12 protein-coding genes and 1 tRNA gene are annotated in these 18,969 nt (G+C 45.9%); 8 read left to right on the forward strand and 5 right to left on the reverse strand.

Going from position 1 to position 18,969, the window contains the following annotated elements; genetic code table 11:
- Positions 1-12 precede the first annotated feature (12 nt).
- The 3 genes from K0O23_RS10255 (at position 13) to K0O23_RS10265 (ending at position 3,059) form a co-directional block, all read left to right on the forward strand.
- Positions 13-1,194: an OmpA family protein gene (locus K0O23_RS10255; RefSeq protein ID WP_219877334.1), complete on the forward strand. Its 1,182-nt coding sequence runs from the start codon at positions 13-15 to the stop codon at positions 1,192-1,194.
- Between the two features lie 485 nt (positions 1,195-1,679).
- Positions 1,680-2,564 (forward strand): hypothetical protein, encoded by an 885-nt coding sequence (locus K0O23_RS10260; RefSeq protein ID WP_219877335.1) that lies wholly within the window; start codon positions 1,680-1,682, stop codon positions 2,562-2,564.
- Between the two features lie 12 nt (positions 2,565-2,576).
- On the forward strand, positions 2,577-3,059 hold the full coding sequence (locus K0O23_RS10265) for a hypothetical protein (RefSeq protein ID WP_219877336.1): 483 nt from the start codon (positions 2,577-2,579) through the stop codon (positions 3,057-3,059).
- Between the two features lie 137 nt (positions 3,060-3,196).
- On the opposite strand, the gene K0O23_RS10270 is transcribed toward K0O23_RS10265, so the two are convergent.
- Positions 3,197-4,138, reverse strand: coding sequence for a DUF808 domain-containing protein (locus K0O23_RS10270; protein WP_219877337.1), 942 nt, complete (start codon positions 4,136-4,138; stop codon positions 3,197-3,199).
- A 541-nt stretch (positions 4,139-4,679) separates the two neighbouring features.
- Between K0O23_RS10270 and K0O23_RS10275 the strand changes: the two genes are divergently transcribed.
- The 4 genes from K0O23_RS10275 to K0O23_RS10290 all read left to right on the forward strand — a co-directional run bounded on the left by K0O23_RS10275 (position 4,680) and on the right by K0O23_RS10290 (position 15,269).
- A complete protein-coding gene (locus K0O23_RS10275; RefSeq protein ID WP_219877338.1) occupies positions 4,680-5,468 on the forward strand; it encodes an SBBP repeat-containing protein in 789 nt (262 codons plus the stop codon).
- Entirely contained in the window at positions 5,434-7,431 is a 1,998-nt protein-coding gene (locus tag K0O23_RS10280) for an SBBP repeat-containing protein (protein WP_219877339.1), read from the forward strand. Before K0O23_RS10275 ends, K0O23_RS10280 begins: the two co-directional genes overlap by 35 nt.
- A 421-nt stretch (positions 7,432-7,852) precedes the next feature.
- The gene (locus K0O23_RS10285) at positions 7,853-10,777 is read left to right on the forward strand and encodes an SBBP repeat-containing protein (protein WP_219877340.1); all 2,925 of its coding nucleotides are present in this window, start codon (positions 7,853-7,855) and stop codon (positions 10,775-10,777) included.
- A gap of 760 nt (positions 10,778-11,537) precedes the next feature.
- Complete coding sequence (locus tag K0O23_RS10290; RefSeq protein ID WP_219877341.1) at positions 11,538-15,269, forward strand: two-component regulator propeller domain-containing protein; 3,732 nt, start codon at positions 11,538-11,540, stop codon at positions 15,267-15,269.
- 107 nt (positions 15,270-15,376) lie between these two features.
- Here K0O23_RS10290 and K0O23_RS10295 read toward each other — a convergent pair.
- The 4 genes from K0O23_RS10295 to K0O23_RS10310 all read right to left on the reverse strand — a co-directional run bounded on the left by K0O23_RS10295 (position 15,377) and on the right by K0O23_RS10310 (position 17,771).
- Positions 15,377-15,460 (reverse strand) — tRNA-Leu (locus K0O23_RS10295).
- A gap of 16 nt (positions 15,461-15,476) precedes the next feature.
- Positions 15,477-16,010, reverse strand: coding sequence for a Fe-S protein assembly co-chaperone HscB (hscB, locus tag K0O23_RS10300; protein ID WP_219877342.1), 534 nt, complete (start codon positions 16,008-16,010; stop codon positions 15,477-15,479).
- Positions 16,011-16,471: 461 nt separating this feature from the next.
- Positions 16,472-16,762, reverse strand: a complete 291-nt coding sequence (locus K0O23_RS10305) for a putative quinol monooxygenase (protein WP_219877343.1) — start codon at positions 16,760-16,762, stop codon at positions 16,472-16,474.
- A gap of 232 nt (positions 16,763-16,994) precedes the next feature.
- Positions 16,995-17,771 carry an SAM hydrolase/SAM-dependent halogenase family protein gene (locus K0O23_RS10310; protein WP_219877344.1) on the reverse strand — a complete coding sequence of 259 codons (777 nt, stop codon included), beginning with the start codon at positions 17,769-17,771 and terminating at the stop codon, positions 16,995-16,997.
- A gap of 96 nt (positions 17,772-17,867) precedes the next feature.
- On the opposite strand from K0O23_RS10310, the gene K0O23_RS10315 reads away from it, so the two are divergent.
- Entirely contained in the window at positions 17,868-18,914 is a 1,047-nt protein-coding gene (locus K0O23_RS10315; protein WP_219877345.1) for a PhoH family protein, read from the forward strand.
- The last annotated feature ends 55 nt before the right edge of the window (positions 18,915-18,969 follow it).

Raw genomic sequence — 18,969 nt, forward strand, 5'->3', positions numbered from 1 at the left:
AAGAAAAGAAAGATGAAGAAAATAGTTTACACGATCGCATTTTTGCTGGCAACCGGAACTTGCGTTCAGGCCCAGACACAGGTGAAGCAGTCTAAGGAAGAACTGGCGGACTTTATGCTCCTGGAGAATAACCTGCTGGTATTTACCGTGAAGGAGGCTAAGGGCCAATATATCTATTCTGAGCAGCGTGGCGAAAGCGCAAGTACCAGGAAGGAAACTGCGCTTAATGCCGGGGTTATCAATACAGTGGTTGGCCGCAACAGAGATAACAACGAGTTGTTTGTATATCAGAAGAATGGCCGTAACGAGGAGGTGATTTCCTTTTATACTTTAAAAGACGGCAGCTTTGAGAAGACTGGTGAGCGGCCTATGCCTAAACTGCGAAACCACTCCCATACCCTGGGTATGTTCCTTTCAGAGGATAAACAGACGCTGATACTTTCGGCAGAGCTTGGCAGGAGTCGCGGCTACGACGACTTGTACCTGAGCAAGTGGGAGAATGACCGTTGGACCAGTCCTAAACATTTAGGAAAGAATGTGAACACACAACAGCCTGAATTTGCCCCGTTTGTTGCCAATGACTCTTTGTACTTTACACGCAAAGATGCAGAGACTGCCTATATTTACGGTGTTCCTTTTAACCAGGGACAGCCTGAAGCAAATCCTGTAAGGTTGAGCACGGCAATTAATATGGCCAATACCTACAACGCTTACTACAGAAAGCAGGAAGACATTCAGACATGGATTTCGGCATCAACAGACAAGGCATTTTATTATGCTTACGTGCTTGAGAAGCCCGTAGTTGAGGTAATTGAGGAAGTGGAAATAGATGAAGCTGTTGTCGTGGAGGAGGTGCCTGTGCCGGAGCTTGTTGTGAAGAAAAAAGCAGATGAGCCTGCGCTTGTGCTATTAAATGGGTTTAACTCAGTACGTCTGGGCCTGGAGGGTATTTCCGCTCTTGCAAGGTTCCTGAGAGATCAGCCAGAGGGTACAGCTCTTGTAATTAAGGGTTACTCAGATGGCTACGGTCCTGCAGAGGCTAAGGACTACGTGAGCCGCAATCGCGCTGTGAGCGTGAAGCAGTATATCGACAGGTACTTCGCTGGCAAAAAGTTTGTTATAACGCTTGAAAACGAAGTGAAAGTTGAGAAAGGCAAACTACACCGCAAGACAGAAGTATACTTAATGCAATAGCGTTAGATTTGCACCAGATAAAACAGGCCGCTCTAAATGAGTGGCCTGTTTTGTTTTAAGGCCCTGCTACTATTTACTTTTGCCTCGATGTCGATGCCACCTATCAAGCAATGCGAATTTGAAATAGAAAAGCTTTGCATATTTTCTGATATAGGTTTTAACCTGCTGATTTAAGCGAATTTGAGCTGTACAAGACAACGAAAAATACCCATTTTGGGGTATTGCAATAAAAACCAGCAAAAGTTATATTTGTTCATAAAGCCATGTATAACTCTAACCCAACGCTTATTATAAAAATCTACTAACTACGTTTTCCCAGTTCTCTATCTGTAAGGAGTTCGAGGCTGTTATCTACACGCCTTATTTACAGACTATATCTACATTAATACATCTAAACCTGCAGTTTTTGCTGTATGAATGCGCTTTGGTATATAATCAGGCGCTAGGCTATGAATTAGTCCATCGTTCACCCTTAACATTCTAAAATGAAAAAACTTTACCTGTTTTTTTTCGCACTCCTGGCAGCATATACTTTGCAGGCGCAGGACATTATCACCAAAACCGACAAAACCGAGATAAAAGCCTTGGTTACCGAGATCTCGGACGAAACAATCAAATACAAGCTATTTGATTTTCAGGGAGGACCGGTTTATAACCTGAAGCGCGCCGAAGTATACAAAATTGTGTACTCAAACGGCAGAGAGGAAAAGTTTAATGCCACAGAACCCGTTCCCACATACACAGGGTCACCTGCTACTGTAAACACAGAATCAAAGGTAGGTAGTCTACTGGGCAAGCTGGCAGAGCCGCCTGTTCCTGCGGCACAGACCACGACAGGGAATTTAGGGCGCACGTTTATCGGGGTGGTCTACTCCCGGCACCTGACATTCTCTACAGATAGCTATGATTTTGAGACAAAGCCGATCTTTGGCTTTAATGTACTGCTGGAGAAATATTTTGAGCCGAAGCAAGGCAGTGTTAAAGCGCCTTCGAAAGGTTACGGTTTAGCTTCGACAAACTATTTTGGATACTCCGAAACTATAGGCGATGACATCTATACAGGTTCGCGGCATTACTTTACCGGTTACCTGTTTAAGGAAATACCTGTGAAAAACATTGCGACGCTGGGTGGCCTGGCTGGTGGTGGTATGTCTTATACCCGCGGCAAAGCCGACGAGAACAACGAAGTAAACCCAGGGGAATCTGCGGGTGTGTTTGGTGGAGGCGCTCATCTTGGCCTGTTCGCACAGCGAGCCCTAACGACAGGTGCATCGGGCAAGCCATCTTTCCTGGTACGTCTCGGTTACGACATATTTTTCATGTCAAACGGAAACAGTACGTTGGGCGCAAATATATCTATCAGCTTTTAAATTATCCTGAACATGAAGAACAGATCAATCTTATACCTGCTTATAGCTCTTCTCACGTTTACTTTTTCTGGCTGTGCCAGCGATGCAGAAGAGGAATTTATGTTGATTGCCGATAAAATTAAGAATGGTGACGGAGGCTCAGGCGGCAGTAGTTCCTGCCCGGTAGGAAGATGGAAAACCTCTACCTGTAATGGTACCGCCAGCCTGATCTACAATTTTGGCAGCAACGGCGAAGGTTTTGCTGAAAACCCAGACTGCAACGGTATATGCACGCCGCTCAGGTTTCACTTTAAGTATACGGTAAGCGGTAACACGATCTCTTACTCTTATACCCGCACCGACGATGTGATTTGCTCCGGTAAAAACCAGGGACGCCCCAATGTACCAACCGGCAGCTACTCCATTACCTTCACCTGCCAGAATGGTGGGGCAGAGCTTGTGACTGAGGTTTCTACGAATGGGGTAAGACGCACAACAGTTTTTACAAGAGGTTAAGGCAAAAAATTAATTTAAACAGGAGGCGGTTATTTGCTGCCTCCTGTTTTTTTATTTTAGGAAAACTAAAGGGCCTGTATCCCTAAGTATACTTTGGTGATTTTGATGCGGGCAGTAGAGGGCAGTAAAGTATAAAATTAATGCGCTACCTTTTCAGTTGACCCCTTAAATAAACTGCGGACCAGGGACACCAGTTTTGCAATAACAGCTCCCAATAGCACACCCCCTAAAGCAAGTATAACTACTTTAGCCAGCCAGGCAAGTGCAGGAATTCCTGACAGGGCATGTTCTAAATTCTCCAGCGGATGGTGCAGAAACGGCAAACCATGTGCAATTATCTCGGCACCTACCCACAGCATGGCCGCAGTACCCACATAGCCAAGTATGGTTAAGAACGATGGCATGGACTTAACGATGCTGCGCCCGATCTTTTGGGTAGTTGGGTGGTATTTGTCCTGCGCCATGTGCAGCCCAATGTCGTCTGCTTTCACGATCAAGGCAACAAACCCGTAAACAGCAATGGTGATAAAAATGGCCACACTTAACAGCACCGCAATCTGGTTTATCAATGGGCTGTTGGCTACAGTAGCATAAGCAATAGCCATGATCTCAGCGGAAAGTATAAAATCTGTACGCACGGCGCTGCCCACCCGCTCTTTTTCCAACTCCTGCGGCGTGATCACTACCATGTCTTCTGTTGGCTCCGCAGTTGGTTTGTGGGTTTTACTGAACATGGAGTGTACTTTTTCATACCCCTCAAAGCATAAAAAGGCCCCACCCACCATCAGCAGATATGGTATAATTGCTGGTGCAAAATACCCAAGCAGCAAGGCTGCTGGTCCTAAAAAGATAGCTTTGTTAATCAGCGACTTTTTAGCGATCTGAAAGATGATGGAGAGCTCGCGCTTGGGATCGAGGCCCACCACATACTTTGGGGTTACGGCTGTATCGTCGATCACAATACCTGATACTTTACCTGTTGTTTTCGCCACCTGCGTTGGAACATCATCGAGACTAGCCGCACTAACTTTAACCAGTGCTGATACGTCATCTAAGAGTGCGAGAAGACCTGTCGCCATTATTTATATTTTAGTTTATAGTATAATTGAGTTTGTGCTGCTTGCCCTATACGGATTAACTGTAAAGGCAGTCTTTTTCAGGCTCCTAATTTAAAGGAAAGAAACGGCATGGCAATTAGAGTTGGTTGTTAGGTTAGAGTATTTAGATGGAAGAAAATCTCTGGTATTTAGTTAAAACAAGTATGAGTTTTAGAAATATTTTGATGATTGAGTTTAATGGATTTGATAACACTGATCATCGTTAATATTTCAAAGCAATTCCTAAAAATCTATTCTCATAAGATTTAAACTTTCTATTTAGTTAGGGAGTGTCCCTACTAGAGATACTGCAATTTAAAGGTGTTGAATAACTTACAGCCTAAAAAAAGTTGCAGGTATTTTTGATTGGAGCAGGCTTATATGTTTTAAAAGTAGTCCATAAATTAAATAAAGCATCCTTACATAAAGACATTTTATATATACTATATTTAATGTTATAATATTTAGTATTATTTTCACCACCCAACGCGGGTTTTCCCGCACCTAACCATTTAAACTATATATGAACAAACTTTACAGACTACTTTTGCTATGCCTGCTGCTGGCTAGCGTTGGGGCTCAGGCGCAGGCGCCCGACTTCATGTGGGCCAAACAATCCGTTGGTACAACCAGGTCTAGTATAGAACATGGTAGATCAGTTGCTCGAGATGCAACTGGTAACACGTATACTACCGGTTCTTTCGGTAATTATATCAGCTTCGGAAGTACAATGCTTACCAGTAGTGGAACATCGGATGTAAGCAGTGGTAGTACTGATATATTTATAGTTAAGCATGACGCCTCCGGAAACACGATTTGGGCGCAGAGAGCTGGAGGGACTTCATTTGACTATGGCTATGGTATTGCGTTAGATGCCTCCGGAAACGCATATGTGACGGGCTCTTTCCAGGGTACAGCTTCTTTCGGAAATATCACTCTCACGAGCAGCGGCAACAATGATATATTTGTAGCCAAATACGATGCCTCCGGTAATGTGCTCTGGGCGCAGAAGGCCGGGGGGAGCTCCTCAGACAATGGCTATGGTATTGCGGTAGATGGCTCCGGAAACGCATACGTGACGGGCTCTTTACAAGGTGCTGCCTCCTTCGGCCATATCTCTCTCACGAGCAGGGGTTACAATGATGCTTTTGTCGCTAAATATGATGCTTCCGGAAATGTGCTCTGGGCACAGAGGTACGGTGACTCGGTTGAGGATTATGGCTATGGTATTTCGGTAGATGCCTCAGGAAATGCCTACGTGACGGGCTGGCTCTTTCATGGGTACAGCTTCTTTTGGAAATATCACTCTTAAAAGCAGTAGCAGTGATGTTTTTATCGCAAAATTCGATGCCTCCGGAAATGTACTCTGGGCACAGAAGGCCGGAGGAGACTTTCACGATAATGGCCGCGGTATTGCAGTGGATGCATCGGGTAATGTCTATGTGACAGGCGCATTTTATGGTATAGCTACCTTTGGCCATATCACCCTGACCAACAGCAGTAACAGTGATGTTTTCATCGCCAAATACGATGCTTCCGGAAATGCACTGTGGGCGCAGCGAGCTGGAGGGAACTCCAATGATTATGGTTATAGTCTCGCGTTGGATGCCTCGGGTAATGCTTACGTGACAGGTCGTTTTCAAGGTACGGCCTCATTCGGAAACACCATGCTATTTAGCAGCGGCATTTATGATGTATTCATTGCCAAATACGATGCTTCCGGAAATGTGCTCTGGGCACAGAGAGCCGGAGGAGAAGACAATGATTATGGTTATGGCGTAGTAGCGGACATATCTGGAAATGCTATTGTGACAGGTTCTTTTGGAGGTATTGCCGTTTTTGGAAGCACTACATTAATCAGCAAAGACAATGAGGATGCCTTTCTTGTAAAATTTAATGCCAATGATGATGTAGACTGGGCGCTGAGAGCCGGGCAACCTGCTAAAGATTATGGGCGAGGTATTGCTGTAGATGATGTAGGGAATACGTATGTGACAGGTTACTATCAAGGTTATATTACCTTCGGAAATACAACGCTTAAATGCAAAAATGATATGGATGCCTTCCTTGTTAAGTATAGCCCTTCTGGTACTGTACTGTGGGCTCGTAATGCAGGGGGAACAGGTAAAAGTTATGGATTTGCTGCCGCCCACGGCGTGGCAGTGGATGACTCGGGCAATGCTTATATAATTGGGAAATTTGGTGGGACTGCTACTTTTGAAACTTTTACCCTCACCAGTAACAGCTTGAGCGATGATATATTCATTGCCAAATACGATGCTTCCGGAAATGCGCTCTGGGCACAGAAGGCCGGAGGAGCATATAATGACTCTGGTTCGGACATTGCTGTAGATGCATCTGGCAACGCTTATATAACCGGTAGTCAGGCAATTAACCAAAGTGGTAATTTAGATTTTTTCATATCCAAGTATAATGCATCAGGTAATGTAGTGTGGGCGCAGAAAGTGGGGGGAACCTCTTCTGACTCTGGCTCTGGCATTGCTGTGGATGCATTAGGTAACGCCTATTTGACAGGGAGGTTTGATGGTATGGTCACCATCGGCAATACATCACCCCTTACAAGTAGGGGTAACGGTGACGTTTTCATCGCCAAGTATGACGCCGCTGGAAATGTGCTCTGGGCACAGAAAGCTGGGGGAACCGAAGCCGATTATGGCTACGGCATTGCCGTAGACGGCTCTGGAAATGCCTATGTGACTGGCTCATTCAAGAGCACAGGTTTCTTTGGCGCAACCTCGCTTTCAAGCAACGGCGGAGAAGACGTTTTCATCGCCAAGTATGACGCCGCTGGAAATGTGCTCTGGGTGCAGGCAGTTGGAGAAAGAGGGAACGATTATGGGCGCGGTATTGCCCTAAATGATTTTAATAATGCTTTCGTAACAGGAGCTATTAGTGGATCAGTTACCTTTGGGAGCGATAAGCTTAGATCCGATGGAGTTGAAATGTTCGTGGCCAAACTCCATAACCAGCCTAATCTTACAGGCCTTGCCGACAGACCACTCTCCAAGAGCCTGATGGTTTATCCGAACCCGGCCAGTAGTAGCCTGCGGGTATCCCTCTCTGCCTCAGCGGGCGCAGTCCAAGAGCTTAGGCTACTGGACGTAAAGGGCATGGCAGTACTAAGCCAGTTCTACCCAATGGCATCAGGGGAGTTTAACCAGGCGCTGGACCTCTCTAAACTGCAGCGCGGGGTGTATCTGCTCCAGGTTGTCACAGACCAGGGTGTAGTCACCAAGCGCGTGGTAAAGCAGTAAGAAAATCTCTATAGCAGTTAAGCCCGGTTTTCCGGTTAAAGCATATTTTGCATTAACCGGAAAACCGGGCTTCGCTTTTTTGAGGCGTATTTAATTCTGTTAGGTGTACTGGCCAGATTCGGAAAGCAGAAGGAAGAGTAGATGTACTAATCAGCAATGCAAGCCTGGGCAGCAGTTTCTTTTTGAGCATTATACTTTGGTTAACGAGGTAACAAGGAAATGGGAAGAGCTAACTAGTAGCGGAAATAATGTAGAGGGCTACAGGTGTTATTGCCTGTAGCCCTCTTTGTTTAAAAATGAAATCAATAAAGGAGTCTTCAAAAAAGTGGATTTAATATATAGTATATTTAATATTATAAAATTTAGTATTATTTTCACCACCCAAAGCGGATTTTCCCGCACCTAACCATTTGAACTATATATGAACAAACTTTACAGACTACTTTTGCTATGCCTGCTGCTGACCAGCGTTAGGGCTAAGGCGCAGGCGCCCGACTTCATGTGGGCCAAGCAGGCCCAAGGCACAGATACAAACAACCCAGAGTACGGTCGTTCGGTTGCACGCGATACCCAAGGCAATACTTATGTAGTGGGCTACTTCCGTGACAGGATAATATTCGACGGCATTACCCTTAAAAGCTCAGGCGGCTGGGACGTTTTCATCGCTAAGTACAACGCCTCTGGCTCGGTGCTGTGGGCACAGCGGGCTGGCGGCGCCAACACTGATGTAGGGACCGGAGTTGCGATAGACGGCTTTGGCAACGCTTATGTGACGGGCTATTTCTATGACCCGGCTACCTTCGGCAGCACCACGCTCACTAGCGCGGGCGGTGCGGACATGTTTGTGGCCAAGTATGATCCTTCGGGCAATGTGCTGTGGGCGCAGCGGTCAGGGGGCGCAAACAATGATATTAGCAACAGCATCGCGGTGGACGGGTCAGGCAACGCCTACGTGACAGGTTATTTCTATGAAACCACTACCTTCGGCAGCACCACGCTCACCAGCTCGGGCGGTCAGGACATGTTCGTGGCCAAGTACAATGCCTCGGGCACGGTGGTGTGGGCCAAGCAGGCCGGGGGCACGAATAGTGACTATGGCCGGGGCATCGCCGTGGACGGCCAGGGCAACGCCTACGTGACGGGCGAATTCTACGGCACGGCCACCTTCGGCAGCACCACGCTCACCAGCGCTGGCTACGACGATATTTTTGTGGCTAAGTACGACGCCTCGGGCACGGTGGTGTGGGCCAAGCAGGCCGGGGGCACGAATAGTGACTATGGCCGGGGCATCGCCGTGGACGGCCAGGGCAACGCCTACGTGACGGGCGAGTTCTTGGGCACGGCCACCTTCGGCAGCACCACGCTCACCAGTGCTGGCTACGACGATATTTTTGTGGCCAAGTATGATCCTTCGGGTACGTTGGTGTGGGCCAAGCAGGCCGGGAACACGAATAGTGACTATGGCCGGGGCATCGCCGTGGACGGCCAGGGCAACGCCTACGTGACGGGCGAGTTCTTGGGCACGGCCACCTTCGAGGGCACTACGCTCACCAGCGCTGGCGCTCTGGACGTGTTCGTGGCCAAATACAACGCCTCGGGCACGGTGGTGTGGGCCAAGCAGGCCGGGGGCACGTCTAGTGACTATGGCCGGGGCATCGCCGTGGACGGTCAGGGCAACGCCTACGTGACGGGTGAGTTCTTGGGCACGGCCACCTTAGGCAGCACTACGCTTACAAGCTCGGGGGGATGGGACATGTTCGTGGCTAGGTACGACGCCTCTGGCAATGCCCTGTGGGCCAAAAATCCTACAGGCACGGGCACGGCAGACTACGGGCGCAGCATTGCCGTGGACGGTCAGGGCAATACCTACGTGACGGGCGAGTTCTACGGCACGGCCACCTTCGGCAGCACCACGCTCACAAGCGCAGGCGGCGCAGATATCTTTGTGGCCAAGTATGATCCTTCGGGTACTGTGCTGTGGGCGCTGCGAGCCGGTGGAACAAGTAATGAATTAGGCTTTGGTATTGCTGTGGACGGCTCTGGAAACGCTTATGTGACAGGTTATTTCTACGGAACCACTACCCTCGGCAGCACCACGCTCACAAGCTCGGGGGGCTGGGGCATGTTCGTGGCCAAATACAACGCCTCGGGCACGGTGGTGTGGGCCAAGCAGGCCGGGGGTACAAGCTTTAACTATGGTCGGGGCATCGCCGTGGACGGTCAGGGCAACGCCTACGTGACGGGCGAGTTCTACGGCACGGCCACCTTCGAGGGCACCACGCTCACAAGCGCGGGGGGCACCGACGTTTTCGTGGCCAAGTACAACGCCTCGGGCACGGTGGTGTGGGCCAAGCAGGCCGGGGGCACGTCTAGTGACTATGGCCGGGGCATCGCCGTGGACGGTCAGGGCAACGCCTACGTGACGGGCGAGTTCTACGGCACGGCCACCTTCGAGGGCACCACGCTCACAAGCTCGGGGGGCACCGACATGTTCGTGGCCAAGTACAACGCCTCGGGCACGGTGGTGTGGGCCAAGCAGGCCGGGGGCACGTCTAGTGACTATGGCCGGGGCATCGCCGTGGACGGCTCCGGCAACGCCTATGTGACGGGCTACTTTTTTGAAACGGTCAGCTTCGGCACTATCGAGCTCATCAGCGCGGGCCGCAATGATATGTTCGTGGCCAAGTACAACGCCTCGGGCACGGTGGTGTGGGCACAGCGGGCCGGGGGCACCAGCCATTGCAGCGGATACGCCATTGCCTTGGACAGCCAGGGCGGCGCTTACGTAACCGGTCATTTCTGGGACACAGCTAGCTTCGGGACTACTGCGCTTACCAGTTCTGGCGTCGCAGACGTATTTATCGCCAAGTACGACGCCTCGGGCAACGCGCTGTGGGCACAGCGGGCAGGTGGAACAGGCTATGACATAGGCTACGGCATCGCCGTTGACGGGTCTGGCAGCGCCCGGGTAACAGGTTATTTCTACTCCGCTGCTGCCTTCGGGAGCACGAGCCTCTCGTCCTTAGGAGCGGAGATGTTCGTTGCCAAACTCCACAGCCAGCCTAATCTTACAGGCCTTGTAGACAGACAGCTCTCTGAGAGCCTGATGGTTTATCCGAACCCGGCCAGTAGTAGCCTGCGGGTATCCCTCTCTGCCTCAGCGGGCGCAGTCCATGAGCTTAGGCTACTGGACGTAAAGGGCATGGCAGTACTAAGCCAGTTCTACCCAATGGCATCAGGGGAATTTAACCAGGCGCTGGACCTCTCTAAGCTGCAGCGCGGGGTGTATCTGCTCCAGGTTGTCACAGACCAGGGTGTAGTCACCAAGCGCGTGGTAAAGCAGTAAGAAAATCTCTATAGCAGTTAAGCCCGGTTTTCCGGTTAAAGCATAATATGCCTTAACCGGAAAACCGGGCTTCGCTTTTTTGAGGCTGAAGTTTTTTTAAAAGTGTTAGCGTGACCCACACTTATCTTCATTTCAAATTGGTAATGATTTGTCTTTACAGACTTTCTAAAAGAGAAGAATTCAGTGTGGAAACTGAGTAAAACCTTAATAATATGATTTAAACTTCCGGCATTAAACGAAAAGGCCCTGTAAGCAATTAAACTTACAGGGCCTTTTCGTTTTAACTTGTACCTTAAACCGGACTTAAAGAGATTTTTAACAGCTACGAGCGGATTAATATATGCGTTTACAGCATGTATAAAGGTTGTTATCTCATTATGTAAAAGCTAATACATTTTGTCTCACCTTATTCACCTACAAACTAATCTCTGTAATTCTGTTTATGTTGATTTTAAGAATCAATTTACTGCCCTATTTGGGATGTTTACCTGCAATAACTCCTCCTTCACCATAAATATCAAAGGTAATATTACGTTTGTACAACTTAAAATATGTTTATCAATATAAGTATATTTATTTGGCTTTTGTTATGAAAATAAATCGTGTAGTTACCAAACTATTAGAGTAGTCTCATAGAGTTAGTTTGATTGTTAATAACGAGGAACTGAATCTATTTACGGAAGAGTTTAAACAGCTTTTGCTAAAGCAGTGGCTTTTAGAAGATGTGTAAATTATTATCAACCCATAATATTACTAAAGAATGGAAGCAAACATTTACCACTTCAACAGGTGCATTCTAGCAGTGCTCTTCACACTCTCTGGAGTCCTGGCTCTCGCGCAGGAGCAGCTAAACGTAAAAGTTTTCAATCAAACGAATACTCCTTCTTTGCCAACCAATGTATTTCAAAGAGTAGAAGTTGACGGTAAAGGACATGTCTGGGTAGGCACGAATGGGCTCGGGCTTGTAAAGTTCAGTCCAGAGGACTCTTCATGGACAAGAGCAATCACCAACCACCAGGTAAGAGCTATTTCCAAAGACAGCAATGGTGACATATGGGTAGGTTCCGGGAGCGGAGGTATTCAGGCTACAGGCGGTGGGATTCGGAAGTTTATTCAGGGCGACCTAAGCTCCTTTACCTATTGGGGGGCTACTACAGGAGCTTTAAACAGGTATGTTAATGGGCTTGCTGAAGGACATAATAACACCATATGGGCAGCTCATGGACAAACTATAACTTCTGCCTATCCAAATGATAAAATAGATGAGGGTGGAATAGGATGGTATGACGGTAACGTGTGGAACAAAATCACTCAAGCAGGAATGCCTGCAAGTGACAGAAGAGTCTTGTCTGTTGCTAAAGTAGGTGAAAATATGTGGGTAGGGGTAGATCGGTCCTGCATCAATGGTACCTGTACTGCTCCCTACATAGCTGAATACACTGCAGCGGGGACTTTTATAAGAAAGGTGTCTGATGGGCTTCCTTTTGTTAATGCTGTAGGAGGGCCTCTGCCAAGAAGCATCTACCACGATAGCAAAGGTAGGACTTGGGTAGGTTTAAGTTCTGGAGATGGTGTGGTGGCTGTTTATGAAAACAATAACTGGACAGTGATGAATAACTCCATAACAAAGTTACCTCTAGGTACAGCAGTAGGTTTTCAGTCAATAAGAGAAGATGAGTCAGGCTATATTTGGATAGGTACATCAAATGGATTGCTTAAATTATCAGGTAACGTTTATCAAGATAGCTCCAATTGGAGTCTTTATACAACAGACAACAAACTGCCCTCAAACTTTATTAACGGAATTACATTTAATGGTGTAGATATGTGGTTGGCCACAAGTGCCGGTATAACTAAAGTTAACCTTAATCTCCAATTAAAAGGTAAAGTAACTGACGTTAGAGCAAATACTTTTACTGGAACTAACTCTTATCCTTTGCTAAGTGGTAGCACAGACGTTCATCTAGAATTAGATGGAGTATTATTGCCTAATGGTATAGTCCGTATCGGTGATGATGGCAGTTTTGAGTTTGATCCATTGTTAGTAGGACTACAGCCTGATAAAAAGTATAAACTCACAGTTAAGCATGACATAACTAAGATGTCAGTGATTCTGCACAATGTTCCTCCATATGAGAGTGACTTACAGATAAGAGTACCTTTCGGACTCAAAAAACAGATTGACAGTAGAGCTGATTCTTTGGTTGGAAGAACTATCAGAGTACCCATTGTTATACCATTTTTGGGGAACCAAGAAAAGTATAGTGTCTCGGGTATAAGTTACAACACAGCAGCTCTAGATGCACAACTCGATAAATGGAAGATTATTGATAGGGATCATGATAAAGCTGTTGAATCAATGAATAGGCTCTATTTGACTGTAGATGCACTAGAAAGATTCTTTGAGATTGGAGAGCCCCTTCCTGGAAAAGCCTTAAATGTTATAGGGGAGGGGGTTTGGATGTTCTTTGAGGCGATAAGACCGATGACAAAGGTCAAGCAAGATATGGAAATGGAAGTAGAGATCTTAAGGGAAATGATTCCAAGAGCTCCTGCCCATAGAAAAAAGATACTGGAGGATAAACTGCAAAGTTATTATGAGAAGCTTGATATTACGAATAGACTACTCAAGATTTCTGTTAAAATGTTTAATGAAATTGTTTTAACCCCGGCACTTGAGAAGATACCAGATGAAGATGGATATAGGATGGTTAAAGCTGCTATAAAACAAGCAGTAGAGCGACTGCAGCTATTTACCATAGAAAAGAAAGCTGTTACAGGGAAAGATTTCTATGATGTGTTTAAAACATTAGCAGTTATGTCAGTAGCCCCAGTTGCCACTCAAGATTACTATATCGACTATCAGACCCAGTCTTTATTAGATGAGAGTGTAGCTAATGCAGCAAGCAACACTTATAGTGGTACTTTCAAAGAAGCAGCAGTTAAGGTAAATATGAATATTCAAAATTCTGAGAAAGACGTGCTTGATGCATTGGTTTTAGGAGAGACATTGGAAGAAACTTCCGCTTTGTCTTCAACTGCGAGTGAAGTGGCAAGCATTGGTGCTAACATTTTGCTTATATCTGGAGTAGGAGCTTCACTTGCACCTCTATTCAAGGGTACGGCAAAGGCATTAGATGTATTATCTACAGCAAGCCTTGCAGGATCTATCTTTACATATACTTATAACTTCCTTACATTACCTTCTGATGCGAAAGCAGGAATAGGTCATGCTTACTATCCACAAAGAAGCAACCTGCTTGAAAATAATAGAATAGATGTTGACTTGACAGAACTCTTAATAGCTACAAAACGGTATAACGATTCATTAGTTGTGCTCAAACTTGCATTATCAGAAAATGATACATCAAAAGTTTCTGCTAGAGCCGCCTCAATCCAATCAGTAGAAGAAGAGCTGGATAAATCAGTAAAAAAAGTTAAGAATCAGCTTTATTCTGTTGCACCACTTACATTATCAAGTCCTGACTTTGAAGCAGCATATAGCAATATAATTAATATTTCTGGGAAGGCGGCTTTGAAGAGAATGTCAGTATATTACATGTTTATGAGTTATTTGTTAGATCCTGAAAACATAGCATACAAACAGGACCTCCAGAATGAAATTGATGCATTGATAGCATCAAACAACTCTGTTGTAACCTCATTAGAGCAAGCATTTTCAATACCTATTAGTGTATCACCTAATCCATACTTAGCAGTTACTGATGTGACGTATCCTGATACGATATATTACGGTAAAAGCTTTGATGTAACATTAAAGTACAAAAACTATGGAGCTAACACGAGCAGTGCTTTTGATGCTGTAATTACAGCTAGTCAAGATTTAATTGCTAATTCAGATTCTCTTCATGTAGCAGGAGTAAAAGGAAATGAGGAAGGTCAAATAACTTTTACCCTTACTGCTGAGAGAGCTACAGATAATCCTTATGCTGTTTTTGCCTTCAAAGGAGTAAACACTGTTTCCGAGGCAATAGCCTTCCAGCTTAGCTCTACTTTAATCTGTAATCTTCCTGATAAACCTTTGATAACTCAGCAAGAAAATCAACTTACTTCTAATAGCCCGACAGGTAACCAATGGTATTTAAACGGCACAGCAATAGAAGGGGCAACGAGTCAATCGTATACAGCAACGATCTCTGGTATATATACTGTACAGGTTAGTGGTAGCTGCGGGTTAAGTGAAATGTCAGAGGCAGCCACTTATACACTAACCTCAGTCGAGGATGAATTATCACAAGCTATAGAAGTATATCCTAACCCCGCAAGTGAAGCTCTATTTGTTGACCTGCCAAATGATATTATTTTAGAAAGTGTAGCTATATATAATGCTCAGGGTAAAGTTCTAATTATGATTAATGGAGATAACAAAAATAAGGTGAAGGTAAATGTAAGTGCCTACGCTAAAGGACTCCACATACTACAGATTCAAACAGATAAGGGGGTTATTTATAAGAAGGTTGTTCTTAGATAGGTAGAGGATAGATTACCTTTCCAGTTTGTTTTGCCTTAAGCTTTGCCACCTATTAGAGTTTTAAAACAGCAAAACCCATTGATTATCAATGGGTTTTGCTGTTTATGTACCTTGGGCCGGAGTCGAACCGGCACGAGTGTAACCTCATTGGTGTTTGAGACCAACGCGTCTACCAATTCCGCCACCAAGGCAAATGGTGTTCCTCTGTTAGGAACGTGCTGCAAACTTAGATAAAGTTTCCTGAATACGCAACAGGTATTTTTTCTTCAGATAGTATGTTTTTATCTCCTGCAGAGCCTCTTCTTTGGTAAGTCCGTGTAACTCAGGATATCGCTGCAGCATAGGTAAAATGTCGTTATCCATGGTAGCCATCAGACCGCTACTTTTTTCTCCGATCTCGTGCAGTTTGGCGGCATCAAAATCAAACTCCAGCTCCATCAGCTCCTCGTTCAGCTCCATCATCTCCATCAGGAAATCAGAAGGCAGTTCGTTTTTTCCTTCCTCCAGCAGGCCATGCTCTTTAAGGATGTATTGCATGCGCAGGTCAGGGTTGGAAAGGGTGCGGTAGGCGTTGGTATTCTGGGTACTTAGCTGTAAGATCTCGTCCTGCTTCTGTTGTGGCTCATTAGCGTAGAAGTCGGGGTGGTACTCGCGGCTAAGCTGGTAGTATTTTGCCTTTAGTGCCTTTTCGTCAAGTATAAAACTCTCTGGGATATTATAAAACTCGAAGTAATTGCTCATGTCTGTGCTTTCAATTATTTGTCAGTAAACCACCCTAAAGGATAGTTTATACTTTGTAAAGGTACAGTAAAAGCGGGAGGATTGTTTAATCTTGTACCTAAGACCTCGCAGCGTGCGCAGTTCTTTGGAGTGAGTATAAATTTAGCCCCGCAAGTTTGAACGCAGCGGTAACTTGTGGCTGGTTATTGTAGCAGGTTTTAGCTGCTTTGCTTGGAAAAAGCAAGGGTGACCATGGCCGAAGCTAAACTTTATACTTTGATAGCAAGCGATTAACACACCCCGGCCCCTCTCAAGAAGGGAATTTACACAAAAAGTATAAAACTGTAAATGTATACTTTTCTGCTCCCGTAGAACGCCAGTTATAAACTGGCCTCATATACCGCCACAAGTTGCGCTGCCGCTAAACTTTCGGCAGAAATTTTTTAACTCTCTAACTCCCAAATTCTCTACTTCTCTAACTTTTATACTTCAACCTGCACATTAGACCAGGCTTGGGGCTTATCGGAAAACAAGGCTTTGGTTGCTTTCCATACTTGCCCGAAAAGTTCGGAATCGCGGTAGTTGTTCAGGTGCTCTTCAGAATCCCAGAGGCTGTAGGTACTGTAAATGTTGGGGTGGTTCAGGTCCTGCAGCAGCTCTACGTGGTTACATCCCTCAAAAGCCCTGATCTTATCTTTAGAATTGCGGAAGATTTCCAGGAAATCAGCTGTCTTGTCTTCCTGAAACGTCATCCGGACGATGCGAGTTAACATAATTATTCGTTGTTGGTTGCTCGTTATTAGTTATTCGTAAATAAGCTTCCTCTGCCCATAGACAATTTTTGGTGAAGTTAGCAAGAAGTAAAGACTTTACCTCGAAGAACGTATTCCCCAATAACTAGCAACCATTAACAAATAACGGAACATACCACTCTGTAGGAAACAAGACGCAAAGTATTGCGTCTCTACATCCCCAATAACGAATAACCAATAACGAACAACGAAATCAAGCTCCCGGATAAAACCTTACATCCACCTGCGAGTCGAACCCTAAACCAAGAAGCTCAGCGGCGTGGCCTTTGTTGATGCCGATGCAAAGCTGGTCCTGGCTGTTGTAGGCGCAGCAGCAGTCGCCGTCGTCTACCTGGTTGTAGTTAGGGTGGATTCGACCTATTGTTTCGCGCCCAAAATGTATGGTGTAAGTTCTCCCATGCGCTATGGTGTCCACGCACTCGCGGGTTATGTTGGTAATAAGGTTGCCGTAGCAGTCTACGTGTATTACATGGCCTGTTATAGAATGGTCGTTCAGGCGCAGCTGGCGGTTTAGCAATTGCCTGAAGTTGTGGGTCTGTTCCCCTAGAATCTCAAGATCTCCGCCTTTGGCAAGGTACACCGCAGCCGGTGCAAGCAGGTCTTTTGCCGGAAAAGCCATATAAGGGTTATCCGAGTTCAGTTCAACAACCATTTCAGGAGAACCTTCTGTTAAAAGAGAGAGTAAACCATTATCTGCAAGTAAAAAATAGTGCCCTTTATACTTTGCAGCATGGTATTTGCCATGTTTACTACCATGGGTGTTAACGGCCACAAGGTGTACCGTGCCTTCCGGAAAATCGCGGAAGACAGCGCCCAGCACATACTCGGCCTGCGCAATATTGTAAGGCTCGATGCCATGCGAGATGTCCACGATGGTGGCATCCGGATTTTGGGAGATTATTTTAGCCTTTACAGCGGCCACGTAATGGTCGGTGTACCCAAAGTCAGACAGAAACGTAATTACAGCCATACTACGAACTATAATTTAGGTAGATTTGTATTAATATATATGTAATTTAGTTAAATTATAGCAATATACCCAACTAACTATATTTAGGATAAACATTTGGTAGAGAAAGTAATAACCCTAGAGAATATTTCTCTGATCGATTTTCTGGGAACAGAGAACCAGAACATCAAGCAACTGGCCGCAGCTTTTCCAAGTAGCAAGATTATTTCCAGGGGCAACGAGATCAAAATTCAGGGACAAACTCCTGAAATCACCAAAATTCACGAAATACTCGCATCATTAATTGACCATTACCATAAGTTCGGAAAGATTACGCATAATAGCGTAAATAGATATCTTTCTGCTGATCCTTTTACAGAAGAAGAAGTAATTGCCACCTCTTCGGACGTGATCGTGTACGGCAGCAAGGGCGGCATTATCAAAGCCAAAACTCCGAACCAGCAAAAACTGGTTGATGCAGTAGAAAAGCACGACCTTACTTTTGCACTTGGTCCGGCTGGTACGGGTAAAACGTATATTTCGGTGGCGATGGCAGTACGCGCCCTCAAAAACAAGGAAGTAAGAAAGATCATCATTTCCAGACCTGTGGTAGAGGCCGGCGAAAGCCTTGGTTTCCTGCCCGGCGATATGAAGGAAAAGGTTGACCCATACTTACGCCCGATCTACGATGCCCTGGAAGATATGATTCCGGTGGAAAAACTGAAGTATTACCAGGACAACAAGATCATTGAAATTGCGCCGCTGGCCTACATGCGCGGTCGGACGCTAAACCACGCGTTCGTGCTGCTGGATGAGGCCCAGAACACCACGCCTGCGCAGATGAAAATGTTTTTAACGCGTATGGGTCCGCATGCCAAAGTAATGGTAAACGGCGACCGCTCGCAAATAGACCTGCCTCGCGGACAGCGCTCGGGCTTGTTTGAGGCCATGAACATATTGCGCGATGTTAAAGGTATTGGCTTTGTGGAAATGAAGGCCGAGGACGTAGTGCGACACCGCCTGGTTAAAGACATCGTAAATGCCTATAGCGTGATGGAAGATGAGCGCCGCATTGCCAGAGAAGCCGCTGAAGCTGCTAATGACGGAGAGCCGGTCAAAGTTAACGGCTACAAAAGAAAGCAGAAAGCTGAGCAGGACTCCTGACAACATTAAGCTGTTGGTGAGAAATCTAAAACAGCATAAATTTGAAGTATCATTT

Origin of the sequence: Pontibacter aydingkolensis, assembly GCF_019443125.1 — a bacterium.
Classification (GTDB): Bacteria; Bacteroidota; Bacteroidia; order Cytophagales; family Hymenobacteraceae; genus Pontibacter; species Pontibacter aydingkolensis.

Bases quoted from the DNA above. Each gene is read 5' to 3' on its own strand.
- K0O23_RS10290 (WP_219877341.1), top strand. From the start codon at position 11,538: ATGGAAGCAAACATTTACCACTTCAACAGGTGCATTCTAGCAGTGCTC.
- K0O23_RS10285 (WP_219877340.1), top strand. From the start codon at position 7,853: ATGAACAAACTTTACAGACTACTTTTGCTATGCCTGCTGCTGACCAGC.
- K0O23_RS10280 (WP_219877339.1), top strand. From the start codon at position 5,434: ATGGGTACAGCTTCTTTTGGAAATATCACTCTTAAAAGCAGTAGCAGT.
- K0O23_RS10305 (WP_219877343.1), bottom strand. From the start codon at position 16,762: ATGTTAACTCGCATCGTCCGGATGACGTTTCAGGAAGACAAGACAGCT.
- K0O23_RS10310 (WP_219877344.1), bottom strand. From the start codon at position 17,771: ATGGCTGTAATTACGTTTCTGTCTGACTTTGGGTACACCGACCATTAC.
- K0O23_RS10275 (WP_219877338.1), top strand. From the start codon at position 4,680: ATGAACAAACTTTACAGACTACTTTTGCTATGCCTGCTGCTGGCTAGC.
- K0O23_RS10255 (WP_219877334.1), top strand. From the start codon at position 13: ATGAAGAAAATAGTTTACACGATCGCATTTTTGCTGGCAACCGGAACT.
- K0O23_RS10260 (WP_219877335.1), top strand. From the start codon at position 1,680: ATGAAAAAACTTTACCTGTTTTTTTTCGCACTCCTGGCAGCATATACT.
- hscB (WP_219877342.1), bottom strand. From the start codon at position 16,010: ATGAGCAATTACTTCGAGTTTTATAATATCCCAGAGAGTTTTATACTT.
- K0O23_RS10265 (WP_219877336.1), top strand. From the start codon at position 2,577: ATGAAGAACAGATCAATCTTATACCTGCTTATAGCTCTTCTCACGTTT.
- K0O23_RS10270 (WP_219877337.1), bottom strand. From the start codon at position 4,138: ATGGCGACAGGTCTTCTCGCACTCTTAGATGACGTATCAGCACTGGTT.